Here is a 21,554-nt window from a genome sequence, read left to right on the forward strand (position 1 = left end):
GGCATATGCCAGAGTGGCGAGCCCCAGCCCAGAGGCCCGGTCCTCCGCATCATTCTCGCCAACAGCCGCCCCGTGAAAGGCCCTTGGCGGCTATCGTGGTACGAAAGCTTGCGGTCACAACCTGGTAGGGGGAAACCGTGGCGCTGAAGCCCGAGCCCACCGCGCCGTTCCACTCGGTGCAGTACGCCCTTCGCGTCCTCGAGACGGTCTCACGGCACGGTGGCGGAGTGACAGACGTCCAGATCGCGCGCGAGGCCGGACTGCCCGTCGCCCACCTGACCTCACTGCTCCTCATGCTGCGCCGCGAGGGGTACGTCGAGCAGGTCGCCGACGGCGCGTACGTGATCGGGGACTCCCTCGTCCTCCTCGGCTCCGGCCTGACCCGCCGCGAAGCCCTGGAGGCCAAGCTCCAGGAGACCCTGAGCGAGCTCCGCGACTCCGTCGGCGCGGCGGTCTACATCAGCCGGTACATCGACGGCGAGGTGAAGATCACCCAGTTCGCCGACAGCCCGCTGACGCCCAAGGTCAACGAGTGGGTCGACTTCCGCTCGGCGGCGCACGCCAGCGCGGTCGGCAAGTGCCTGCTCACCCAGCTCGACCAGAACGGCCGCCGGGACCACCTCTCGCGGCACAAGATCGCCCGGCTGACCTCACGGACGATCACCAGCGAGCGGATCCTCTTCTCCAAGCTCGACAGCCAGCCGGCGACCGTCCCCGTGCTCGACCTCCAGGAGTACGCGGTGGGCACGGTCTGCGCGGCCGTCCCGCTGACGGCGGGCTCGGCCGTGGGCTGCCTCGCCCTCTCCCTGCCGATCGAGCACGCCCACCGGCTGCGCGCGGCGGCCGACACGCTCAACCGCAGGGCCGCCCCGGTGGTCCTCTCGCTGGCCATCTGAGACCGCGGCGGACCCGGTCCCGCGGGGTGGTCGGAAGCACCCCTCGGGACCAGGTAGTATTTTCTCTGTCAGCAGGCGCCGCTAGCTCAGTTGGTTAGAGCAGCTGACTCTTAATCAGCGGGTCCGGGGTTCGAGTCCCTGGCGGCGCACCGACAGAGAAGGCCCCCTCACTCCGGTGAGGGGGCCTTCTTGTCATGCCTTCGCGTCATGCCCGGAGGTAGGTGAGGACCGCGAGCACCCGGCGGTGGGTGTCCTCGGCCGGGGGAAGGTCCAGCTTCGCCAGGATGTTGCCGATGTGCTTGCCCACGGCGGCCTCGGTCACGACGAGCCTGCGGGCGATCGCCCCGTTCGAATGGCCCTCCGCGACCAGGCCCAGGACCTCGCGCTCGCGCGGGGTCAGCGCCCCCAGGGGGTCCCGGTGCCGGCGCAGCAGCTGGCGCACGACCTCCGGATCGACGACGGTGCCGCCGTCCGCGACCCGGGCCAGGGCGTCCGCGAACTCCTCCACCTGCCCGACCCGGTCCTTCAGGAGATAGCCGACGCCGGTGCCGTCCCCCGCGTCGAGGAGGTCCGCGGCATAGCTGCGCTGCACGTACTGGCTGAGCACCAGGACCGGCAGGGCGGGCCGCTCGGCGCGGAGCGCGACCGCCGCCCGCAGACCCTCGTCCTGGAAGCCGGGCGGCATCCGGACGTCGGTCACCACGATGTCCGGTTCATGGGCGGCGACCGCCTCGCGCAGCGCCTCGGCGTCACCGACCGCGGCGACGACCTCGTGGCCGAAACGCGCCAGGAGCCCGATCAGCCCCTCCCGGAGGAGGACGCTGTCCTCGGCGAGGACGACACGGAGCTTTCGGACAGTGCGGGACAAGGGATCTCCACTCGCAGGAGGGTCGGCCCGCCCGGCGGGCTCATGATCGTCAGTGTGCCATCGAGGACGGCGATCCGGTCGGCGAGTCCGGTGAGGCCGGAGCCCCGGGACGGGTCGGCGCCGCCGCGCCCGTCGTCCTCCACCTCCAGCCGGAGGACGCCGTCCGCGTGCCGGGCCGTGATCCGCGCCCGGCGCGCGCCGCTGTGCTTGCCGATGTTGGCGAGGGCCTCGCAGCCGGCGAAGTACGCGGCGCTCTCGACGGCGCCGGGCAGCCGGGGCGTCCCGGACGTGTCCGCGTCCACGGGTACGGCGGAGCGGTCGGCGGCGTCGGCGAGCGCCGGGCCGAGGCCGTAGTCGGCGAGGACCTGGGGATGGATGCCGTGGATCAGCTCCCGCAGTTCCGTCAGGACCTGCCCCGCCTCCGTGTGGGCCTTCGCCAGCTGCTCGGCGAGCGGGCCGCCCGGCGGGGCGTCCAGGCGGGCCAGGCCCAGGGTCATGGTGAGGGCCACCAGCCGCTGCTGGGCCCCGTCGTGGAGGTCCCGCTCGATGCGGCGCCGCTCGGCCTCGAAGGCGTCGACGAGCCGGGCACGGGAGGCGATGACCTCGCCGATGCCGCCCTGCCGCTCGCCCTCCCGGGGGGTGAGCAGGGCCCGCGCGAGAGCCGCGCGGGCGCCGGCGACAGCGGCCAGGGGGTAGGCGAGGGCCACGAGCAGGACGGCGCCGAGGAGGGCGGCGCCGAAGGCCTCCGGATAGGAGGTGACCAGGTACGCCTTGACGACCTTGGTCTCGTAGCCGTCCGCCGCCAGCCGGAAGGGGGCGCTGAGGAGCGCGACGGGCAGGCCGGCGCCGACGGCGAGCGCGAGGAGGTCCAGCGGCCACAGGACGGTGGCGAGCAGCAAGGCGTACGCGAGCTCCCGCCAGGTGGCCTGCTCCCGGGTCCGCGTCCGGAGCCAGGCGGCCAGGCCTGGCGCGGCGGGGACGCGGTGCGGGTCGGGGACGGGGTCGAGGTCGGCGATCCCCAGCCGGAGGCGCTCGACGTGCCCGACGGCGATCCCGGCGAACAGGAGCAGCGGCAGCCCGACGAGGAACAGCGAGAACACCCCCAGCACCAGGAACACGGCCCCGGCGACGGCCCCGACGAGCCCGCCGGACCCGAGGTATCCGACGGCCCGCCAGGGCCAGGGCCCGAGCGGGAACCGGGGTCGGGTGAGGGCCTGCCAGGGGGTACGGGGGTCCATGGGGGAACGGTAGGACGCGCCCGGCCCCGTGACCATGCCCCTGCCGGGCGTCCGGACGGTAGGGCGGGCCCTACCCCGTTACGGGCCGGCGCCCCGCCGTTGTGGGGTGCGCCCCGCCGTTGTGGGGTGCGCCCCGCCGTTGTGGGCAATCGTTCCGCCGGGGCGGAACGGGTGGGCACAACGGACGGCGCCCTTGCCGGCGCCAGAGGCTGCTGAGCCCTGACCCGCACCGACAAGTGCGCCGCACATGGTGGTGCGGGTCCAGGCGCGGAACGCGGAGGCGCCACTGAGGGCGCCGTCCCGTGTGCCCACCCGTCCCGCCCCAGCGGGACGATTGCCCACACGGCAGCGGGCGAAGGCCCACACGGGCAGCGGCCCGAGGCGCCACACGGGCGCGGGCGAGGCGCCCACACGGCAGCCGGCGAAGGCCCACACGGGCGCGGGCCCGGCGGGGCGGGGCGCGTGGGCCGTTACGGGGGCGGGCGGTCGTGGGTCGTGTACTCCGCCAGCAGCTCGGCCGTCGACTCCGGCGTCAACGGTTCGTACGGAGCCCCCGCCGCCCGCCGCCACCACACCGGATCCCCGCACCGGAAGCCCGCCCGCCGCAGCGCCACCCGGTGGATCTTGTTCGTGGCCGTCAGGGGCAGCTCCCGCATCACCCGCACGAATCGCGGCGGCATCTTCGTCCCCAGGTCCCGCTGGGCCGCGAGGAAGTCCGCGAAGGCCGCCGGGCCGAACTCCTCCCCCTCCCGCAGGGCCAGCGCCGCCATCACCTGGTCCCCCGCCACCGGGTCGGGTATCGCGTAGACCGCGACGCCCGCCACCCGGTCCCAGCGCGCCAGGATGTTCTCGATCATCGCCGCGGCCAGGTTCTCGCTGTCGACCCGCAGCCGGTCGTCCGTGCGGCCCGCGAAGTAGAGGAAGCCGTCCGCGTCCCGGTAGAAGAGGTCGCCGGTCCAGTACCAGCCGCCGCGCAGCCGCGCGGCCTCCGCCTCCGGGTTGCGCCAGTAGCCCTCGAAGGGGGAGCGGCCCCGGTTGACGAGCTCGCCGACCGCCTCGTCGGCGTTGAGGAGCCGGCCGGTGGGCGAGAAGCGGGCCGGGGGGCACGCGGCGCCCGTCTCGGAGGAGACGACCGCCAGGTCGTCGCCGGGTGCCGCCCTCCCGATCGCGCCCGTCGGCGTGTCCGGGGTCCGCTGGATCGCCGCGCCGCCCTCGGAGGAGCCGTACCCCTCCACGAGGGGGACCCCGAAGCGTTCCCGGAAGCGGGCCGCGTCCACCGCTCCCGCCTCGGTCCCGAAGCCGAGCCGGAGCGGGTGCGCACGGTCGTCGGGGCGGGGCGGGGTGGCCAGGAGGTACTGCACGGCCCTGCCCACGTAGGTGAAGTAGGTGGCGCCGAAGCGCCGGACGTCCGGGAGGAAGCGGGAGGCGGAGAAGCGGGCCCGCAGCGCCACGCCGGCCCCGGCGGCGAGCGCGGGCGCCCAGTCGGCGATCACGGCGTTGCCGTGGAACATCGGCATGCAGACGTAGTGGACGTCGTCCGGGCCGACGGAGAAGTGGGAGACGAGCGAGGCGCCGGCGGCCGCGAGCCGCCCCTGGCTGCACAGCGCCGCCTTCGGCGCGCCCGTGGAGCCGGAGGTGAAGGAGAGCAGGAAGCGGCTGTCGGGGCCCACGGGCCCGAGCCGCGCGTCGCCGGGGCGGGCGTCCCCGTACGGGGCGAGGAGTTCCCGGTACGCCTCGGTGTCGGTGACCAGGATCCGCAGGCCGGGGAGCGCGAGCCCGTCGAGGAGCGGCAGGTGGGTGCGCTGGGTGACGAGGACCCGGCAGGCGGTGTGCCGGATGTCCCGGGCGAGTTCGGCGCCGCGCCGGGTGGGGTTGATCCCGGCGACGGCGGCCCCCGCGAGGGCCGCCGCGCTGAGCCAGAGCGGGTACTCCGGCGTGTTGTCGAGCAGGATGCCGAGGTGCGGCTCGCCCCCCGGCACGGGTGGCATCAGGTCCACGAGCAGCGCGGCCCGCGCGGCGGCGCCCGCGGCGACCTGGTGGTGGGTGAGGGTGTGGTGCTCGTCCCTCAGGCCGGTCCGGTGGTCGCCCCATTGGCGCCGTACGAGCTCCGCGACGGTGTCCGCGCTCCTCATGGGCCGGACTCTAACTGACGCTTCGTCAGAATTGAACCGTCAGAACTTGACGTCCGAGCACGCGTAGAAGGCGTTCCCGGTGTCCGCGATCGTCCACACCGCCAGGATGATGTGCCGGCCCGTCTTGCCCGCCGGGACGGTCCCGGAGTGCGAGAGCGTCGACGGCGGCTGCTGGTTGTTGTAGGGGACGGTGAGGAACGGCTGGGGGTCGAGCGCGGCCCGGGTCAGCTTCTGACTCGGGTCCCAGCCGTTCTTGGTGATGTAGTACTTGAAGTCGGTGGTGGCGTGCCGGGCGGTGAACTGCCACCGGAAGCTGTAGCTCTGCCCCGCCGTGAGCTGCGTCGCCGGCCAGGCGCCGCCTCTCGGGTCGTCGAGCTGCGAGAACTGCGAGAGCCCCGCCGAGCAGATCTTCCCGTCGGCGGGACCGCCGGACGGGAAGCCCTTCGGCCCCTCGACCGACTGCGGCTCCCACTGGATGGAGCCGCAGTTGGTCACGGTGCCGTTGGCACAGAGCTTCTGACGGCTGATCGGCGCGTCGGTGTAGCCGTGGCTGCCGGCGGTGCCGGTGCCCAGGAAGGTGACGCCGGCGACGCCGAGCGCCACCACCGCCGACCCGACTGACTTTTTGCGCATGCTGTCGCTCCAGGAGAACGTGGGGGAGTTCCTTGTGGGCCGTGCGCGCGCGTACGGTACTGCTTCACTTCACTTTGGTCTGGACCAAGTACCAAGGTATGGACGGAAGTTGAACCTGTCCATCCCCCCTCACGCACCCTCCACGGGTCCCGTCCTGCCCGTGTAGAACGCCACCGTCAGGTCCTTGACCAGCGCCTTGCGCTCGTAGTCGTCCAGCTCCACCAGACCACGACTGGTCAGCCGGTGGACCACGTCGTCCACCGCGTCCACCACCGAGGTCAGCACGCTGTCCCGGTGCTTCGCGTCGATCGCCGCGATCCGGCGCCGGCGCATCGCCGCCGCCACCTCCGGCGCGTACTCGATGCGCGTCGGCTGCGCCGAGAACACGTCCACGCCGACCGGGGCGCACTCCGCCGACAGCATCCGCGTCAGGGCCTCGCCGACCGCCTCCGCGTCCCGCAGCGTCGGGGCGTCCTCGTGGAACGCGTCCGCCGGAAGCTGCGAGAGCACCCGGGCCATCGCCGCCTCCACCTGCTCCCGCAGGTACTCCTCGTGCCCGTCGACCCCGAGCGCGGCCCGGACCGTGTCCCGCACCCGCCACACCACCAGGACGGTCACGTCGAGCGCGGTGCCCTTCGCGTCCACCGCCGACAGCGGCTCGCTGCGCCAGTGCCGCAGCCGGACGTCCACCCGGCGGCGGAGCAGCAGCGGGCTGACCCACAGCAGGCCCGTGCGCCGGACCGTGCCGCGGTAGTCGCCGTACAGCGTCAGCACCCAGGCGTAGCCGACCCGGCCGCGGCCGAGACCGCCCAGCGAGAAGAGGGCGAGCACCACGCCCAGGGCCAGCAGCGCCCACTGTCCGAGATGGATGCCGTGGTACGGACGCGTCGGCAGCCGCAGCATCCGCGACGCCTCGGCGGGCACCGCCCCGGCCCACCACACGACCGCCGCGCACCCGGCGACCGCCAGCGCCCCGGCGGCCACGCCCACCCAGCCGGGCAGCACCGGCCCGGCCCGCTCGACGAGAGCGGGATCGGCGGTGGGCGCGGGGCGGGACGCGGACCGGGCCTTCGGCCCCCGGTCGGGCGCGGACGCGGGCCGCGGCGCGGAGCGGGCCCCGGTCCGGGGCTCCGGGTCCGGCTTGGCCGGGGGCTGGACCTTCGACGGGGCCGGGATGGCGGGCCTGCGGCCCGCCGTCGGCGGGGTGGGCGCGTCCATGGAGATGGTGTCCGGCCCTCCGTCGTCGCCCTTCGCGAGGGGCCCGGCGGTCTCCGGCTCGTCGCGGAAGAGGAGGTGCACCGGGATGGAGCCCGTGGTCTCGGCCCCGATCACGTTCCTCCGCCGCGCGACCCGCACCACCGCGGCCACGGGAAGCGCGACGCTGCCGACCCGCGCGCCCATGACGCGCCCGAAGTCGAGGGGGGTGACGGCGGGGGCGGGGGCCGCGTCGGCAGGAGGCCTGCCGCCGCTCGCGTCGCCGGTCGTGCCGACGGTCACGTCACCTGTCGCGCCGACGGTCACACCGGCGGCCACGTCGGTCGCCTCACCGACCCTCACACCGGCGGCCACGTCGCTCGCCTCACCGACCCTCACATCGCTCGCCTCGCCGACGGTCGAACCGGCCGCCCCGACGGTCGAACCGGCCGCCCTGTCCACGCTCACACCGGCCGCCCTGTCAGCCGAAGCCTCGGCCGCCTTGTCGGCCGCCCGCACAGCCGTCTCGTCGGCGGCCTTCCCGGCGGTCACGACGGGCGTCCTTCCGGCGGGGACCCCGGCCCCCGGCACCGGACCGGGCTCCGGGGCCTCGGCCGCGGGCCGCGCCGGGGGCTCCTCCGGCGCACCCGCCACCGGGGGCTCCGGACGTGCCGGCGCCGCGGCGGACACGGAACCCGCCGCCACGAGCCCCGGTCCGCCGGACACGGGGGCCGTCCGGACCGCGCCGACCGCCGGGGCCGGGGCCGCCCCGGGCGCCCCCGGCGTCGGCACCGTCCCCCCGGGCGCGTCCGGCGCCGCTCCGGCCCCCGCCCCCGGCGCCTCGGGCGCGCCCGGCGGGGGTGTCGGCGGGCCCGGGTCCGGGGCCGGTGCGGGGGTCCGCTCGCGGAGCTGCTCCGGGTCCGGTGGGGACGTGCGCGGGAGGGTGCCGTCCGTCAGACGTCTGGCCGTGCGGGCCGCGTCACGCGAGGCCGCCGCGCCGGAGTCCGCGGGGTTCGGGGTCGATGCCGTCATTCGGGTCCACCTCATGCTCTCGGGGTCATCGGAACAAACGCCGCCAGGTCTCCGGGCCCGGGTAGCCGTCGGCGGCCGCGCCGCGCCAGCCCTGTGCCCGCTGGAACGCCTCGACGTTGCGGCGGTCCGCCTCCGTCCAGCGCGGACCGGGTCCCGACAGGTAGTGCTTGCCGAAGCCCCGCTTCACCAGTTGTTTGCCCAGCTTCTCCACATATGCGTTGGATTGGCCCGGACGGAAGGAGCCACGCCCGGGAAACCCCGTCGCATTCGTGCTCGGACCGCCCGAACCACTCGAACCGCCGATGTCCCTGCCCCCGTCGGTCACGAGGAGCTTCCACGTCTGCGGTCCGGGCAGGCCGTCCGCCTCCTTGCCCTTCCAGCCCTGCGCGAGCTGGAACGCCTGGGTCGCCCTGCGGTCCGCCTCGCCCCACTTCGGGCCGGGGCCCCGGCTGTAGTACTTCTTGCCGCCGCGCTCGACGAGGAGCTGCCCGAGCCGGGTGACGTACGCGTTGTCCGCGCCCGGGCCGAACGCCGCCGCCCCGGGGTACGGCGTCGCCTCCGCGGGCTGCGCCCCGCCGCCGGTGGCGCCGCTCACCACGCCGAGGTAGCGGTAGGCCACGTACCGGTCGGAGTTCTCCCAGTACGCCATGGGCGTCGCCTGCTTCCGCGTGCGCGGCTTCGTCTGCTCGTAGGCGATGTAGGAGGTGTGCGTGTAGTCGGTCCAGCCGCCGAAGATCGTGACGTGCGAGCCGCGGGTCGGGTCGGCCGGGTTGTGGAAGAGCAGGATGTCGCCGGGCTGGAGTTCGGTGCGGTCGATCCGTACGGCGAAGCGGTCGAGGCTGCCGGTCCACTCGTTGCCGCGCAGGTTCCAGGCCATGGAGATGTAGCCGGAGCAGTCCTGGCGGTAGCCGTCCGACCAGTACTTATCCATCGAGTACGGAACCTGGGCGGTGACCCACTGCTTGGCCCGGTTGATGATGTCCGCGCGGGTGGTCCGGCGCAGCGTCCCGGTCGCGATCTGAGTGGTCGTCGGGACGGTGCTCGGGGCGGGGTCCGCGCCGGGGCCAGGGGCGCCGTGCAGCGGCCCCCGCCCGCCCTGCGGGCTCCCGGGTCCGGGCCAGGGGGTGTCCACCGCGCCAGCCCCGTCCGCCCCGCCCGCCGCGCCCGCCGCGTCCGCCGGCGCCGCGTCGACCGGACCGCCCCCCGGGCCCGTCAGGGCCGCGGCCGCTCCGGCCCCGGCCCCGCCGAGGACCACTCCCGCAGCCGTCACCAGGACCAGCGCGCGGCGGGCGCCGTGGGCCGCCGGATGGCCTCCCGCGCGGACGGGCAGGCCCAGGGCGAGGTCGCGCCGCTGCCGGGCGCACCCCGGGCAGCCGCAGTCGGCCGCGGGTTCGAACTCCTCGAAGACCGGCACGCTCATGCGATTCCCCTCCACACTCGTCAAGATCTTTTTGACCCTTGTTTCGGGCGTCAGTGTCTCAACTGTCTGGACAAATCGCATTTTGACGGATCGAAGGCCTCATACGACCATCCGACAGGCCGCAGGCGACCGGTATGGGTCAGGAGCACGCCTTCACGTCAGGTAGAGTTCTCTCTGTCAGCAGGCGCCGCTAGCTCAGTTGGTTAGAGCAGCTGACTCTTAATCAGCGGGTCCGGGGTTCGAGTCCCTGGCGGCGCACGCAGAGTCAAGACCCCCTCACCGATGGTGAGGGGGTCTTGGTCTTTCTCCGGACCTTACGCGCCAACTACCGTGCGTCGCGCGCCGGTTACGGCCCTCCCCCTGGGCCCGGCGGGGTCCTGGCCCCTACAGTGTGCGGAACCCCGACCTCCCGCGGCGGCACCGGGCTCCTCCCGCGGCCCGCGAGCCCCGCGGTCGAGGGCCGCCCGGCCGGCGGCGGCCGGGACGCGCCCCGCCGGCCGGGGTCCGGTCCGGGCTGCTCCCCCCGCTCGGCTCAGGCTCCCGTCCCCGTGAGGTACGCCGAGACCACCACGTTCGCCGTGTACGCGCCCGCCGCCCGGTCGAAGGTGCCGCCGCAGGTGATCAGGCGCAGTTCGGCGCGGCGGGGATCGCGGGCGCCGTAGACCTCGGCCGCGTCGAAGCCGTCGCGCGGGAAGACCCGGACGTCGTCGACGGTGAACTCGGCCACCGATCCGTCCGTCCGGGTGACGCGGACCTTCGCCCCGGGGCGTGCCGCGCTCAGGCCGTAGAAGACGGCGGGGCGGGTCTCGGTGTCGACGTGGCCGACGAGGAGGGCGGCACCGGCCGCGCCCGGGCGGGTGCCGGAGCCGAACCAGCCGACCGTGTGCGGCATCGCGTAGGGCGGCGGATCGACGGCGCCCGTGTCGTCCAGGCCGCGCGCCACGACGGGCGCGCTGATGCCGAGGGAGGGGATGTCGACCCGCCGGGGCTCCAGGGACGGCAGGGGGTCGCGGGCCGGAGGCAGCTCGACGCCGGGCGGGCGGCCGACCGCGGCGATGTCGCCGGTGGTCGGGGCGGAGCTGCCGCCGGGCCCGTCGGTGGCCTCGCGGCCCCAGAGCCAGAGCCCGGAGAGCAGGAGCGCCCAGGTCACGCCGGTGACGAGCCGCCCGGTGCCCGCCGGGCGGGTGCCGGGCGGCACGGTCACTCGCCGTCGCCGGTGCCCGTACCCGTACCCGGACCCGTGCGGCGGCGCGAGCTGCGGAAGGCGACCGCGACGGCGGCGACGGCGGCCATGCCGAGCCCGAGGAGGGTGTACGGGGTGCCGAGGCCGCTCTCGGAGGTGGTCTGGGCGACGCCGGGGGCCGCGGGCGCGGCGAAGGCGGCGGTGCCTCCCCCGCCGGCGCGGACGGGCGCCACGGGCGTCGCGTGGTGCGTCGGGCGGTGGGTGGGCTCCTGGTGGTGCCGGACCTGCACGGTGCCGACGTCCCGGTGGCCGTGGCCGTCGCAGGTCACGCTGACCGGGTACGAACCGTCCGCGAGGCCGGAACGGAGGGTCGTGTCGCCGAAGAGCGGGTTGCCCCCGCCGTCCCGGCCGGTCAGCTCCGCGTCGGCGACGAACGCCTTGGACGTGGCGGCGCCGGTCGTGCCCTCGCAGCCCTGCACGCGGACGTCGACGTCGGCGCCCGGCGCGGCGGTGGACGGGGTGACGGTGGCCTTCACCCCGTCGTGGGCGTACGCGCCGCCGGCCGCGGGTGCGAGTACGAGCACCAGGGCCGCCCCTGCGGCACGGAGAGCAATGGGACCTGAACGCATCCTTACCTCCTGATACTGGCAGGGTCACCCGGATCCGCGCTTCTCGCATCCGCAGGGGCGGCGGGCGGGTCCGTCAGACGCGGTCGACGATGTCCGCGATCGACGGGACGATCTTCGACGGGCGGAACGGGAAGCGGTCGATCTCGGCCTGCGTGGTCAGCCCGGTCAGGACCAGGAAGGTCTGCATGCCCGCCTCCAGGCCGGCCAGGATGTCGGTGTCCATCCGGTCGCCGATCATCGCGCTGGACTCGGAGTGGGCCCCGATCGCGTTGAGGCCGGTGCGCATCATGAGCGGGTTCGGCTTGCCCGCGAAGTACGGCTCCTTGCCGGTGGCCTTCGTGATGAGGGCGGCGACGGAGCCGGTGGCCGGGAGCGGGCCCTCCAGGGAGGGGCCGGTCTCGTCGGGGTTGGTGCAGATGAAGCGGGCCCCGGCGTTGATGAGGCGGACGGCCTTGGTCATCGCCTCGAAGGAGTACGTGCGGGTCTCGCCGAGCACCACGTAGTCCGGGTCGTGGTCGGTGAGGACGTAGCCGATGTCGTGGAGGGCGGTGGTGAGACCGGCCTCGCCGATGACGTACGCGGTGCCGCCCGGGCGCTGGTCGTCGAGGAACTTGGCGGTGGCGAGGGCCGAGGTCCAGATGTTCTCGACGGGCACGTCGAGGCCCATGCGGCGGAGGCGGGCGTGCAGGTCACGGGCCGTGTAGATCGAGTTGTTGGTGAGGACCAGGAAGGGCTTCCCGGTCTCCCGCAGCTTCTTGATGAACGCGTCGGCGCCGGGGATCGGCACGCCCTCGTGGATGAGGACGCCGTCCATGTCGGTCAGCCAGGATTCGATCGGCTTGCGCTCTGCCATGGGTGCGGGACTCCTGCCGTACAAAACATGCGGGGTGCTGGGGGCGCCGCGACAGCGCTGTGGCGACGCCCCCAGCGTAGTCAGGATGTGCTGATCTTGACCCCGTCGATGGTCCAGTACCAGTTGTTGGAGCCGGTGTAGCGGAAGCGGAAGCTCACACTGGACGCCCCGGAGGGGACGGCGACCGTGACGGACTGGGGCTGGGAGATGACGTCGGCGGTGTAGCTCTTGACGAGCGTGGGGGTGCCGCCGTTGAAGCTCGCGAGGATCTGGGCGGTCTGGGCGCCCTCCTGGCGGTAGAGCGTGGTGAAGTCGAGCGTCACCGCGGTCGCGCCGGAGACGCCGTGGGCGGGCGTGACCAGGGTCGAGTCGTACGTACCGGAGAAGGACCTGTCGGCCCACTCGTCGGAGTCGGCGACGGCGAAGACGCCCCGGGCGCGGACGTTGAGCTCGCGGGACTGGTCGCGCTGGGTGCGGGACCAGAACTCGTCGGTGGCGAAGGCCCAGCCGCGCCACTCGGTCATGCCCCCGGTGCCCATGGCGTTGTTGATGACGGACCAGCCGCTGGGGGCGGTGTGCGTGAAGCCGAGGATCCCGGCGGGGATGCCGGTCTCGTCGACGCGGCCCGAGAGGGCCGGTTCCAGGGTGTCGAAGGGGTCGGCGGAGCGGTCCTGGACCGGCTTGCCGTCGAGGCCCCAGGACGGGTCCGGCACGATGCCGAGCTGCCGGAAGACGGTGGCGGCGACGTCGACGAGCCGGGTGTCGAGGGGGCGGGCGCCGGCGGCGATGCCGGGGCCCTGGGCGAGGACGAAGGTGCGGCGCTCCTCGATGCTGGAGCCGCCGTGGCCGCCGGCGTCGGTGTGGCCGTGGTCGGTGGCGACGATGACCGTCCAGCGCTCCGTGGCGTACGCGGGGCGGGCCCGGACCGCGGCCAGGAGCCGTCCGAGGTAGCCGTCCTGGACGGCGATGGCGTCGAGGTACTTGGGGCTGGCGGCGCCGTTGTTGTGGCCGATCTCGTCGGTCTCGCCGAAGTAGACGAAGAGGACGTCGGGGTTCTGGTTGCGGAGGACGTCCTCGGTGATGTCGGTGATCAGCTTGTCGTTGACCGCGTAGTCGTTGTCGTAGACCAGCTTGGCGTCGGCGCCGGGAGTGACGGTGCCGTGGGTGTCGAGCTCGGGCCAGTCGACGGCGGCGAAGAGCGAGAGTTCCGGGCGGACCTGGTTGAGGCGGGCCAGGAAGCCCGGGTAGCGGCCGTAGTTCTTGCCGGTGAAGGTGTTGTCCTTCACGCCGTGCTTGTCGGGCCAGACGCCGGTGGAGATCGTGGACCAGCCGGGGCCGGAGGAGGTCGCGGCCATCGGGTTGGCGTACAGCAGCGAGCGGCCGTAGGTGCCGTTCGCCATCAGGGACTTGAGGGTGGGGGCCTGGGCCGCGTCGATGCGGTCGTGGCGCAGGCCGTCCATGCCGACGACGAGCACCTTGTCCTTGCTGGTGCCGTTCGGGAGCGTCGGGGCGGTGACGGCGGCCTGGGCGCCGGGGGCGGTGGCGAGACCGGTGGCGGCGACGGCCGCGGTGGCGCCGGCGGCGGCGAGCACGGTGCGGCGGGAGATGCCGTGGAGCGGCATGTCGGAGTCCTCCGTGGAGTCCGTGGAAGGTGTCGGGACGCGCCAACGCCCCCGATTCCTCAGGGGCGTTGGTCCGTACCCGTTATCTTTCCGCGATGTTCGGAGGCTTTCCAGAGTCGTACGGTGAACTCTTAGCTTCCGGTGGCGGACTTCCACGCGTCGACGTACGCCGCGAGGTTCTTGTCGATGTCGGCCCAGTCCGGCTCGAAGACCTCGACGCCCTCCATCAGCCGGGCGAGCGCGATGGCGTTGGCGTCGGTGGTCTTCACGTCCTTGCGGGCCGGGAAGCCGCCGCCGATCGCGCTGACCTGGCGCTGGGCGCCCTCGCTCAGCATGAAGTCGAGGAGCTTCCTGCCGTTCTCGGTGTGCGGGGCCTTGTTCACCAGGCCGGCGGCGTAGGGCAGGGCGAAGGTGGTCGGCCTGCCGCCGTCCTTCGCCGGGAACCAGATGCCGAGGTTCGGCATGGACTTCGACTGGGCGTAGTTCATCTGGACGTCGCCGTTGGCGACGAGGAGTTCGCCCTTGTCCACCTTGGGGGCGAGCTTGGAGGTGGAGGAGGACGGGCCGACGTTGTTGGCCTGGAGCTTCTTGAGGTACTCCATCGCCGGCTCCTTGCCGCCGAAGTCGTGCATCGCCTTGATGAGGACGGCGGTGCCGTCGCCCGCGACACCGGGGGTGGAGTACTGCAGCTTGTCCTTGTACTTCGCGTCGAGCAGCTCCTCCCAGGTCTTCGGGGCCGCGGGGAGCTCCTTCGTGTTGTGGACGAAGCCGAAGTAGTTGTTGACGACGGAGGTCCAGGTGCCGTCGCCGGACTTGTCGGCCCCGTCGACCTGGTCGGCGCCCTTCGGCTCGTACGACTGGAGCAGTCCCTTGGAGCCGGCCTGCTGGATGAACGGCGGCAGGGTGACGAGGACGTCGGCCTGGGTGTTGCTCTTCTCGCGGAGGGCGCGCTGCACCATCTCGCCGGAGCCGCCCTCGACGTACTCGACCTTGATGCCGGTCTGCTTCTCGAAGTCGGCGAAGACCTTGTCGTACCAGCCGTCGCCCGCCTCGCCCTTGAGGCCGTCGGCGCTGTAGACGGTGACGACCTTCTCGTCGGAGGCGGCGGAGGAGCCGGAGCAGGCGGTGAGCGGGGCGGCGAGGAGGAGGGCGCCGGTGACGGCGGCGACCGGCTTGGCGTACGTGCGCATAACGTTGTTCTCTCCTAGCGGTACGGGGGACTGGTTGTGCGGAGGACTGGCGGTACGGGGGCCTAGCGGTACGAGGCTCGGGTGCGGATGCGGGAGACGGCGAGCAGCGCCAGCAGGGTCGCCGCCATGAGGACCACGGCGAGCGCCGAGCCGGTGAACAGGGAGCCCCGGTCGGTCGCGGTGAAGATGAGCACCGGCAGCGGGGTCCAGTCGGGCGGGTAGAGCATCATCGTGGCGCTGAGCTCTCCCATGGACAGGGCGAAGCAGAGCCCGGCCGCCGCGTTCAGGGACGGCAGCAGGAGCGGGAGCTTCACCCGGAGCAGGACGTACGAGGGGCGCGCGCCGAGGCTGGCCGCCGCCTGCTCGTACATCGGGTCCAGGCGCCGGATGGCGGCCGAGACCGACTGGTGGGCGAACGCCGTGACGAGGACGGTGTGCGCGAGGATCACGATCCAGCGGGTGCCGTTGAGGAGCATCGGCGGCTGCGAGAAGGCGACGAGGACGGCGAGGCCGACGACCACGGACGGCACGGCGACCGGCAGCATGAACAGGGCGTCGAGGACCCGCTTGCCGCGCTTGCCCAGGGCCGCCGCGGCGAGCGCGGCCCAGGTGCCGACGGTCAGCGCGATCACGCTCGCGGTGACGGCCGTGACCAGGCTGGTGGTGAGCGCCTGGAGGGACTCCCCGCGCACGGCCGCCGTGTAGTGGGCGGTGGTGGGTCCGGAGGGGAAGGCGCCGGACCAGTGGGTGGAGAACGAGGCGGCGAGGATGACGAGGAGGGGCAGGGCGAACAGCGGGACGAAGAGGACCGCGAACAGGGCCCATGCGCCCCACCTGCCCGTACGGCTATGCACCAGCACGGCGGCTCACCCCCCGGTAGAGGACGTAGAGGCCGACCGAGAGGGCGACGTTGACGACGGCGACGACGCAGGCGGCGGCGTAGTCGGATTCGAGGATCGCCTTGCTGTAGACGAGCATCGGGAGGGTCGTGACGCCCTTGGCGCCGGTGAAGAGGACGATCCCGAACTCGTTGAGGCACAGGACGAGGACGAGGCTGCCGCCGGCGGCGAGCGCGGGCAGCGCCTCGGGCAGGATCACCTGCCGGACGATCCGCAGCGGCCGGGCGCCGAGCGAGGACGCGACCTCCAGCTGAGCGGTCTCCATCTGCGAGAACGCGGCGAGGAGCGGGCGCATCACGAACGGGGTGAAGTAGGTGATCTCGGCGAGCAGGACGCCCCACGGGGTGGTGAGGAACCGGAAGGGTCCCTCCGGGTCTCCGGTGACGTCGGTCCAGATCCCGTTGGCCATGCCGACCGAGCCGTACAGGAACAGCAGGGCGAGGGTGATCAGGAAGGACGGGAAGGAGAGGAAGACGTCGATGAACTTCGACACCGCCTTCCCGCCGGGGAACGGCACGAACGCGATCACGAGCGCGAGGACGAAGCCGAGGACCAGACAGCCGACGGTGGCGGCGACGGCGAGCCACACGGTGGTGCCGAGGGCGTCGTGGAAGGACGCGGATCCGAGGACCTCGGCGTAGGTCCCGGGGGCGAGGGACTCCCGCACGACGAGGCCGAGCGGATAGAGGAAGACGAGCGCGAGGACGGCGACGGGGGGAACGGACCACGCCCACGCGGGGATCGCGGCCGCCGTCGTGGGCACGGGTGCCGCCGGGGCGGAACCCGTGGGCGCGATCCCCGGTGCCGGGTTCCGCTCCTTGAGCCCGGTGGCACGACTAGCCATCGTTCACCCCCGCCGCCAGCAGCACGGCGTCCTCCCGTGCGAAGTGCACCGTGACCTCGGCCCCCAGAGGAGGCGTCTCGCGCAGCTCCCGCACGTCGGCCTTCACCCGGTGCCCGCCCACTTCGACGTACAGCCGGTGGGTGGACCCCCGCCACTGCACCTCGGTGATCCGCCCGCTCAGGGCGTTGGGCCCGGGGCCGAGGCCGACGAGGTGGGGCCGGACGCAGAGGGTCGCGCCCGCTCCCGGGAGCGCGTCGGAGACCGGGACGTCGAGGGCGACGCCCTCGAACGAGACGCCGCCGGGGGCCACCGTCACCGGCAGCAGGTTCGCGTTGCCGACGAACGAGGCCGTGAACTCCGTCCGGGGCCTGCGGTAGAGGTCCTGCGGGGTGCCGCAGTCCTGGAGCCGCGCCCGGTCCATGACGGCGATCCGGTCGGCGAGGGTCAGCGCCTCGACCTGGTCGTGGGTGACGTACAGGATCGACACGTCCGGCAGCTCGCGGTGGAGCCGGGCCAGTTCGGCCAGCATCCCGGAGCGCAGCTGGGCGTCGAGCGCCGACAGGGGTTCGTCGAGGAGCAGGACCCCGGGGCGGATGGCGAGCGCGCGGGCGATGGCGACGCGCTGCTGCTGGCCGCCGGAGAGCTCGCGGGGGTAGCGCTGCGCGTAGGCCGCCATGCCGGTCATCTCCAGGGCTTCGGCGACCCGCCCCGGGATCTCGCCCTTCGGCACCTTCTGCGCCTTCAGGCCGAAGGCCACGTTGGCCTCCACCTTGAGGTGGGGGAAGAGGGCGTACTGCTGGACGACCATGCCGATGCCCCGCTTGTGCGGGGGGAGCGCGGTGACGTCGCGGTCGCCGATGAGCACCCGCCCGGAGGCCGGCCGGACGAATCCGGCGACGGCCCTCAGCGCGGTCGTCTTGCCGGATCCGGAGGGCCCGAGGAGGGCCATGACCTCGCCGGGCTCGACGGTCAGGTCGAGGGAGTCGAGGACGGTGTTGCTCCCGTAGGTGACGGTGACGCCGTCGAAGCGGATGCCGCTGGTCACGCCTCGTACTCCTGGATCAGGCGGGGGAGTTCGGCGACCGAGGCGAGGACGTGCGTGGCGCCGTGCTCCGTGAGCGCGGTCCCGTCGTGCGCTCCGGTGAGGACGCCCGCGACTATCCCGGCGCCCGAGCGGACCCCGCTGAGCATGTCGTACGAGGTGTCGCCCGCGACGACGGTCCGCCGCACGTCGTCGACGGCCCCGGTGCGGAGGAAGGCCGCGAGGACCAGGTCGGGGTAGGGGCGGCCCCGGCCGCCCGCGTCCGCCGGGCAGAGCGTCAGCTCGACCAGGTCGCGCCAGCCGAGGGCGTCGAGGATGGCGTCCTGCGTGACCCGGGCGAAGCCGGTGGTGAGGACGACCGTGCGGCCCTGGTCGCGGAGGGCGGCGATGGCGTCGGCGGCTCCGGGGACGGGGGCGACGAGGCCGCCGGCGACCAGTTCTCCGTAGGCGGCCTCGAAGGCGAGGTTGGCCTCCTGGGCGCGGCTCTCGTCGCCGCCGAAGAGGTGGCGGAAGACGGAGATCTTGGACTCGCCCATGGTCGCGCGGACGTAGTCGATCATCGTGGCCGGGTCTTCGCCGAGGCGTTCGGCGGCGGCCGTGAAGGCCTGCTCGACGAGGCCGCCGTCGGCGACGGTCGTACCGGCCATGTCGAGGACGACGAGGTTGTTCTTCTGCACGGTGTTCACCAGCCCAGTTCGTTCGCGGTCGTCTCGGCGATGGCGGGCGAGCAGGTCATGCCGCGGCCGCCGGGTCCGGTCACCAGCCACACGCCGTCGCCGACCCGCTGGCGGTGCACGACCCGGCTGGTGTCGACGCACTGCGCGTACACCCCGGCCCAGCGGCGCCGGATCTTCGGCAGCGGGCGGCCGAGGAGGGACTCGACGACGCGGGTGAGGTGCTCGTAGGGGTCTTCGAGGGTGTCGAAGGCGAAGGGGTGCTCGTACTCGTGGGTGTCGCCGATGGTCAGTCCGCCGTCGAGGCGCTGCACCATCAGCAGCTGCATCTTGTGGGCGGCGGCGGTCGGGTCCTGCGCCTGGCCCTCGTTGAGGGCGTCCAGGGCGGGGGACGCGTAGGCCGGGTAGTAGCGGAAGGAGTCCGCGTCGGCGACGGAGGTGGTGAGCGGCTCGCCGAGGGGTGCGGTCTGCATCATCTGGAGCCGGACCCGGCGGACCGGTATCTCACCGGCGACCTCGCGGACGAGGCCGGAGAGCGCGGCGCCGGTGCACAGGACGACCGCGTCGCCGGTGTGGGTCTCGCCGCGGTCGTCGCGGACGGCGCTGCATCCGTTGCCGTTGGCTTCGACGACGTCCCGGACCTCGCGGTTCGGCAGGAAGGTGTACTTCCCGGTGGCGAGGAGGGCCTCGCGGAGGGCGAGCTGGGCGAGGCGCGGTTCGACGGCCGCGTCCCGCTCGCACCACAGGGCCGCGTCGAACGCGCCGCGCAGGGCCGGGTTGACCGCGCGGGCCTCGGCGGGGTCGAGCAGCTTGTAGCCGCGGGCGGCGGCGTCGGGGCGGGCCACGGCGGCCTCGGCGACGGCGAGTTCCAGCTCGCCGCGCACGGGGGTGAGGGAGCCGATGGCCCGGAAGCCGAGTCCGGGGACGCGGGCGCCGATGCCCTCCCAGAGTTCGCGGGCGCGCAGGGCGGTGTCGAGTTCCTCTCCGCCCGCCCGTCCGCTCACCCAGATCTGGCCGAAGTTGCGGAGGGACGCTCCGCGCGCCTCGGCCTCGCGCTCGATGTGTACGACCTCGTGGCCGCGTTCCACTGCGTGCCAGGCGTGCATGGTTCCCACCACGCCGGCTCCTACGACGATCACCTTCATGACGTCGACGGTCGCGGGACCGGGTGGACCGGACGGATCCGGTGGGCGACGGGACGGTGAACGGCCCGACAAGCTTGGACCAGACCCGTTACCGTTCCGTGATGCTTCTGGAGTGCCCGGCGGTCAGCCCTGCCGCCCCAGATGCGTGGTGAAACTGAACCGGTCGCCCCGGTAGAGCGTGCGGACCCGCTCCAGGGGCCGCCCGGCCGTGTCCCGGGAGACGCGGTGGAGCAGCAGCATCGGCAGCGCCGGCGGCGTGCCGATGAGCAGGGCCTCGCGCGGGGTCGCGAGGACGGTCTCGATGCGCTCGTCGGCGTCGCCGAACGCGATGCCGAGCCGGTCGTGGAGGTAGGCGTAGAAGGAGGAGTCCGGATCGAACTCGGCGTCCAGGCGCGGGGCGCGGGCCTCCGAGACGTACGTGCTCTCCAGGCCGACCCGCTCGTCGTCGGCGAGCAGCACGCGCTCCATGTGCCAGACGGGCTCGCCGCGTTCGGCGCCGACCTCGGGGGCGAGCGCCTCCGGGCAGGGGAAGCGGTCGAGCGAGATCAGACTGCGGCCGGGCCGGCGGCCCTGGCGGCGCACGCCCTCCGTGTAGCTCGCGAGCGAGAGGGGCTGCTCCAGCTTGGGACCCGCGACGACCGTGCCCCGGCCCTGACGGCGCAGCCGCCCCTCCAGGAGGAGTTCGCGCAGCGCCTGCCGGACGGTCTCGCGGGAGACCTCGTACCGGACGGCGAGATCGCGCTCGGTGGGCAGCAGCCCGCCCTCCCCCAGCTCGTCGACCATCACGGCGATCTTCGCCTTGACGGCGTAGTACTTGGGGACGCGGCCGTGCTCGGGGATGCCGGAGCGGACGGGGGCGCCGGGGCTGGTCTGGTAGTTCATCCGGGGATGGTCGCAGACGGGGATGAACGCGCAGGTGTACGGAGCATGGCTCAGCGGTGCCGGGGTCGCCGGGCGGCCCGCACGAGGAGCGCGCCGAGCAGCACGAGGCCGGCGGCGAGCGGGCCCGCGACCCACGCGGAGGTCTCCGACTCCCGTCCCGTACTGGCCAGTTCGGGGTCCTGCGCGAGGCCCGCGGGGACCTCCGCGCTCCCGGTGGCGGGCGCGGTCGGCGCCGGCGGACGGACCGCCTTGCCGGGCGGCGCCGACGGGTCGGCCGGGGCGGGTGTGTCAGGTGCGGTGGGGGCGACCCGCCCGGCGGGGCCCACGGTGAGGCGGTAGTCGCCGGACTCGCCGATCCAGTCGCCGTCCTCGCCCCTGCGCTGCACGACCGCCGCGTTGACGACGACCTCGTCGGGTGCCGTCTCCGCCTCGAACGTCAGGCGCACGGGGACGGTGAGGGTCCGGCCCGCGGGCACCGCGAAGCCGCCGAAGCCGGTGAACGCGCCCACGTTCTCGGCCTCCTCCGTCGACTCGAAGGACACCGGGCGCCAGCGCGCCGAACCGGCGTCGTAGAACTCGAAGCGGATCTGCTCCGGGCGCAGGGCGCGGTCGCGGTCGGTGAGGACGAGCACCGGGTGGACGTCCGAGCAGGGGGCGTCGGTGGTGTTCGTGAGGTCGAGCTTCCAGGCCTGGAAGGGGCCGCCCGCCGGATAGTCGGCCGGTCCGCCGTGGATCCGGGTGTCCAGCGGGAAGCCCCCGCCGGCCGGGGTTCCGCAGGTGGGCGCGGGCGGGTCGGGCGCGGGGACGGCGAAGGCGGGGGCGGCGACCGCGAGGGGGGCGGTGGCAGCGGTGGCCGCGGCGGCCACGGTCACGGCGCGGACGCCGTGAAGCCGGCGGCGCGGGCGCAGGGGGGCGGGTGCCATGGGGCGGGTGCCTTTGCTGCTCGCGGACGTGGGGACGGCGGCGACGCTGCCACGCGGGCGGGGGCGGGCGGGGCAGCGACACAGGGAAGACACCCGCGGAGGGCGAGAATCCGTCCGATCGGCCTACTTTCCGATGATCGGACAGTAGGCCGAGCTTTGACGGTCACGCCGCCGGGAGCCCCGGCCGTCACTTCCCGAAGACCGGGGCCCGTCACTTCCCGAAGACCGAGGCCCCTTCCCCAGGCCAGGGGCCCG

General features: G+C 73.8%; 19 protein-coding genes and 2 tRNA genes. 3 read left to right on the forward strand and 18 right to left on the reverse strand.

The window, feature by feature from the left end; genetic code table 11:
• Positions 1–137 precede the first annotated feature (137 nt).
• Positions 138–896 carry an IclR family transcriptional regulator gene (locus tag ACFV2S_RS04605; RefSeq protein WP_385554183.1) on the forward strand — a complete coding sequence of 253 codons (759 nt, stop codon included), beginning with the start codon at positions 138–140 and terminating at the stop codon, positions 894–896.
• A gap of 75 nt (positions 897–971) precedes the next feature.
• Positions 972–1,045: transfer RNA gene (locus ACFV2S_RS04610), tRNA-Lys, on the forward strand.
• Positions 1,046–1,101: 56 nt separating this feature from the next.
• Here the strand turns inward: ACFV2S_RS04610 and ACFV2S_RS04615 are convergent.
• The 6 genes from ACFV2S_RS04615 to ACFV2S_RS04640 form a co-directional block, all read right to left on the reverse strand.
• Entirely contained in the window at positions 1,102–1,764 is a 663-nt protein-coding gene (locus tag ACFV2S_RS04615; RefSeq protein ID WP_382855480.1) for a response regulator, read from the reverse strand.
• Positions 1,695–3,002, reverse strand: coding sequence for a sensor domain-containing protein (locus ACFV2S_RS04620; RefSeq protein WP_385554186.1), 1,308 nt, complete (start codon positions 3,000–3,002; stop codon positions 1,695–1,697). Before ACFV2S_RS04620 ends, ACFV2S_RS04615 begins: the two co-directional genes overlap by 70 nt.
• 470 nt (positions 3,003–3,472) lie before the next feature.
• The gene (locus ACFV2S_RS04625; RefSeq protein WP_385554188.1) at positions 3,473–5,134 is read right to left on the reverse strand and encodes an AMP-binding protein; all 1,662 of its coding nucleotides are present in this window, start codon (positions 5,132–5,134) and stop codon (positions 3,473–3,475) included.
• 39 nt (positions 5,135–5,173) lie between these two features.
• Entirely contained in the window at positions 5,174–5,767 is a 594-nt protein-coding gene (locus ACFV2S_RS04630; protein ID WP_385554190.1) for a lytic polysaccharide monooxygenase, read from the reverse strand.
• 129 nt (positions 5,768–5,896) lie between these two features.
• Entirely contained in the window at positions 5,897–7,513 is a 1,617-nt protein-coding gene (locus tag ACFV2S_RS04635; RefSeq protein WP_385554192.1) for an SPFH domain-containing protein, read from the reverse strand.
• Between the two features lie 505 nt (positions 7,514–8,018).
• Complete coding sequence (locus ACFV2S_RS04640; protein ID WP_385554194.1) at positions 8,019–9,413, reverse strand: peptidoglycan-binding protein; 1,395 nt, start codon at positions 9,411–9,413, stop codon at positions 8,019–8,021.
• A gap of 184 nt (positions 9,414–9,597) precedes the next feature.
• Here ACFV2S_RS04640 and ACFV2S_RS04645 point away from each other — a divergent pair.
• Positions 9,598–9,671: transfer RNA gene (locus ACFV2S_RS04645), tRNA-Lys, on the forward strand.
• A gap of 274 nt (positions 9,672–9,945) precedes the next feature.
• Here ACFV2S_RS04645 and ACFV2S_RS04650 read toward each other — a convergent pair.
• The 12 genes from ACFV2S_RS04650 to ACFV2S_RS04705 form a co-directional block, all read right to left on the reverse strand.
• Positions 9,946–10,617: a class F sortase gene (locus tag ACFV2S_RS04650; RefSeq protein WP_385554196.1), complete on the reverse strand. Its 672-nt coding sequence runs from the start codon at positions 10,615–10,617 to the stop codon at positions 9,946–9,948.
• The gene (locus tag ACFV2S_RS04655; protein ID WP_385554198.1) at positions 10,614–11,180 is read right to left on the reverse strand and encodes a hypothetical protein; all 567 of its coding nucleotides are present in this window, start codon (positions 11,178–11,180) and stop codon (positions 10,614–10,616) included. The genes ACFV2S_RS04650 and ACFV2S_RS04655 overlap by 4 nt, the downstream gene beginning before the upstream one ends.
• A gap of 118 nt (positions 11,181–11,298) precedes the next feature.
• The gene (locus ACFV2S_RS04660) at positions 11,299–12,078 is read right to left on the reverse strand and encodes an HAD-IIA family hydrolase (protein ID WP_382855458.1); all 780 of its coding nucleotides are present in this window, start codon (positions 12,076–12,078) and stop codon (positions 11,299–11,301) included.
• A gap of 80 nt (positions 12,079–12,158) precedes the next feature.
• The gene (locus ACFV2S_RS04665; RefSeq protein ID WP_385554201.1) at positions 12,159–13,700 is read right to left on the reverse strand and encodes an alkaline phosphatase family protein; all 1,542 of its coding nucleotides are present in this window, start codon (positions 13,698–13,700) and stop codon (positions 12,159–12,161) included.
• A gap of 131 nt (positions 13,701–13,831) precedes the next feature.
• Entirely contained in the window at positions 13,832–14,890 is a 1,059-nt protein-coding gene (locus ACFV2S_RS04670; protein WP_385554203.1) for a 2-aminoethylphosphonate ABC transporter substrate-binding protein, read from the reverse strand.
• A 62-nt stretch (positions 14,891–14,952) separates the two neighbouring features.
• Complete coding sequence (locus tag ACFV2S_RS04675; protein ID WP_385554205.1) at positions 14,953–15,750, reverse strand: ABC transporter permease; 798 nt, start codon at positions 15,748–15,750, stop codon at positions 14,953–14,955.
• On the reverse strand, positions 15,737–16,633 hold the full coding sequence (locus ACFV2S_RS04680) for a 2-aminoethylphosphonate ABC transporter permease subunit (RefSeq protein WP_385554207.1): 897 nt from the start codon (positions 16,631–16,633) through the stop codon (positions 15,737–15,739). Before ACFV2S_RS04680 ends, ACFV2S_RS04675 begins: the two co-directional genes overlap by 14 nt.
• The gene (locus ACFV2S_RS04685; RefSeq protein ID WP_385554209.1) at positions 16,626–17,678 is read right to left on the reverse strand and encodes an ABC transporter ATP-binding protein; all 1,053 of its coding nucleotides are present in this window, start codon (positions 17,676–17,678) and stop codon (positions 16,626–16,628) included. Before ACFV2S_RS04685 ends, ACFV2S_RS04680 begins: the two co-directional genes overlap by 8 nt.
• Positions 17,675–18,364, reverse strand: a complete 690-nt coding sequence (locus ACFV2S_RS04690; RefSeq protein WP_385554382.1) for a phosphonatase-like hydrolase — start codon at positions 18,362–18,364, stop codon at positions 17,675–17,677. Before ACFV2S_RS04690 ends, ACFV2S_RS04685 begins: the two co-directional genes overlap by 4 nt.
• A complete protein-coding gene (locus ACFV2S_RS04695; RefSeq protein WP_385554211.1) occupies positions 18,358–19,494 on the reverse strand; it encodes a TIGR03364 family FAD-dependent oxidoreductase in 1,137 nt (378 codons plus the stop codon). Before ACFV2S_RS04695 ends, ACFV2S_RS04690 begins: the two co-directional genes overlap by 7 nt.
• 123 nt (positions 19,495–19,617) lie before the next feature.
• Positions 19,618–20,376: a GntR family transcriptional regulator gene (locus ACFV2S_RS04700; protein ID WP_383796024.1), complete on the reverse strand. Its 759-nt coding sequence runs from the start codon at positions 20,374–20,376 to the stop codon at positions 19,618–19,620.
• A gap of 50 nt (positions 20,377–20,426) precedes the next feature.
• Positions 20,427–21,299, reverse strand: coding sequence for a hypothetical protein (locus ACFV2S_RS04705; RefSeq protein WP_385554213.1), 873 nt, complete (start codon positions 21,297–21,299; stop codon positions 20,427–20,429).
• Between the last annotated feature and the right edge of the window lie 255 nt (positions 21,300–21,554).

It is taken from the genome of Streptomyces sp. NPDC059695 (assembly GCF_042733785.1).
Lineage (GTDB): Bacteria > Actinomycetota > Actinomycetes > Streptomycetales > Streptomycetaceae > Streptomyces.

What these genes read in the sequence shown, in the direction of transcription:
- ACFV2S_RS04700 (WP_383796024.1), bottom strand. Translation starts at nt 20,376, where the DNA reads ATGAACTACCAGACCAGCCCCGGCGCCCCCGTCCGCTCCGGCATCCCC.
- ACFV2S_RS04680 (WP_385554207.1), bottom strand. Translation starts at nt 16,633, where the DNA reads ATGGCTAGTCGTGCCACCGGGCTCAAGGAGCGGAACCCGGCACCGGGG.
- ACFV2S_RS04670 (WP_385554203.1), bottom strand. Translation starts at nt 14,890, where the DNA reads ATGCGCACGTACGCCAAGCCGGTCGCCGCCGTCACCGGCGCCCTCCTC.
- ACFV2S_RS04660 (WP_382855458.1), bottom strand. Translation starts at nt 12,078, where the DNA reads ATGGCAGAGCGCAAGCCGATCGAATCCTGGCTGACCGACATGGACGGC.
- ACFV2S_RS04640 (WP_385554194.1), bottom strand. Translation starts at nt 9,413, where the DNA reads ATGAGCGTGCCGGTCTTCGAGGAGTTCGAACCCGCGGCCGACTGCGGC.
- ACFV2S_RS04630 (WP_385554190.1), bottom strand. Translation starts at nt 5,767, where the DNA reads ATGCGCAAAAAGTCAGTCGGGTCGGCGGTGGTGGCGCTCGGCGTCGCC.
- ACFV2S_RS04695 (WP_385554211.1), bottom strand. Translation starts at nt 19,494, where the DNA reads ATGAAGGTGATCGTCGTAGGAGCCGGCGTGGTGGGAACCATGCACGCC.
- ACFV2S_RS04705 (WP_385554213.1), bottom strand. Translation starts at nt 21,299, where the DNA reads ATGGCACCCGCCCCCCTGCGCCCGCGCCGCCGGCTTCACGGCGTCCGC.
- ACFV2S_RS04620 (WP_385554186.1), bottom strand. Translation starts at nt 3,002, where the DNA reads ATGGACCCCCGTACCCCCTGGCAGGCCCTCACCCGACCCCGGTTCCCG.
- ACFV2S_RS04625 (WP_385554188.1), bottom strand. Translation starts at nt 5,134, where the DNA reads ATGAGGAGCGCGGACACCGTCGCGGAGCTCGTACGGCGCCAATGGGGC.
- ACFV2S_RS04665 (WP_385554201.1), bottom strand. Translation starts at nt 13,700, where the DNA reads ATGCCGCTCCACGGCATCTCCCGCCGCACCGTGCTCGCCGCCGCCGGC.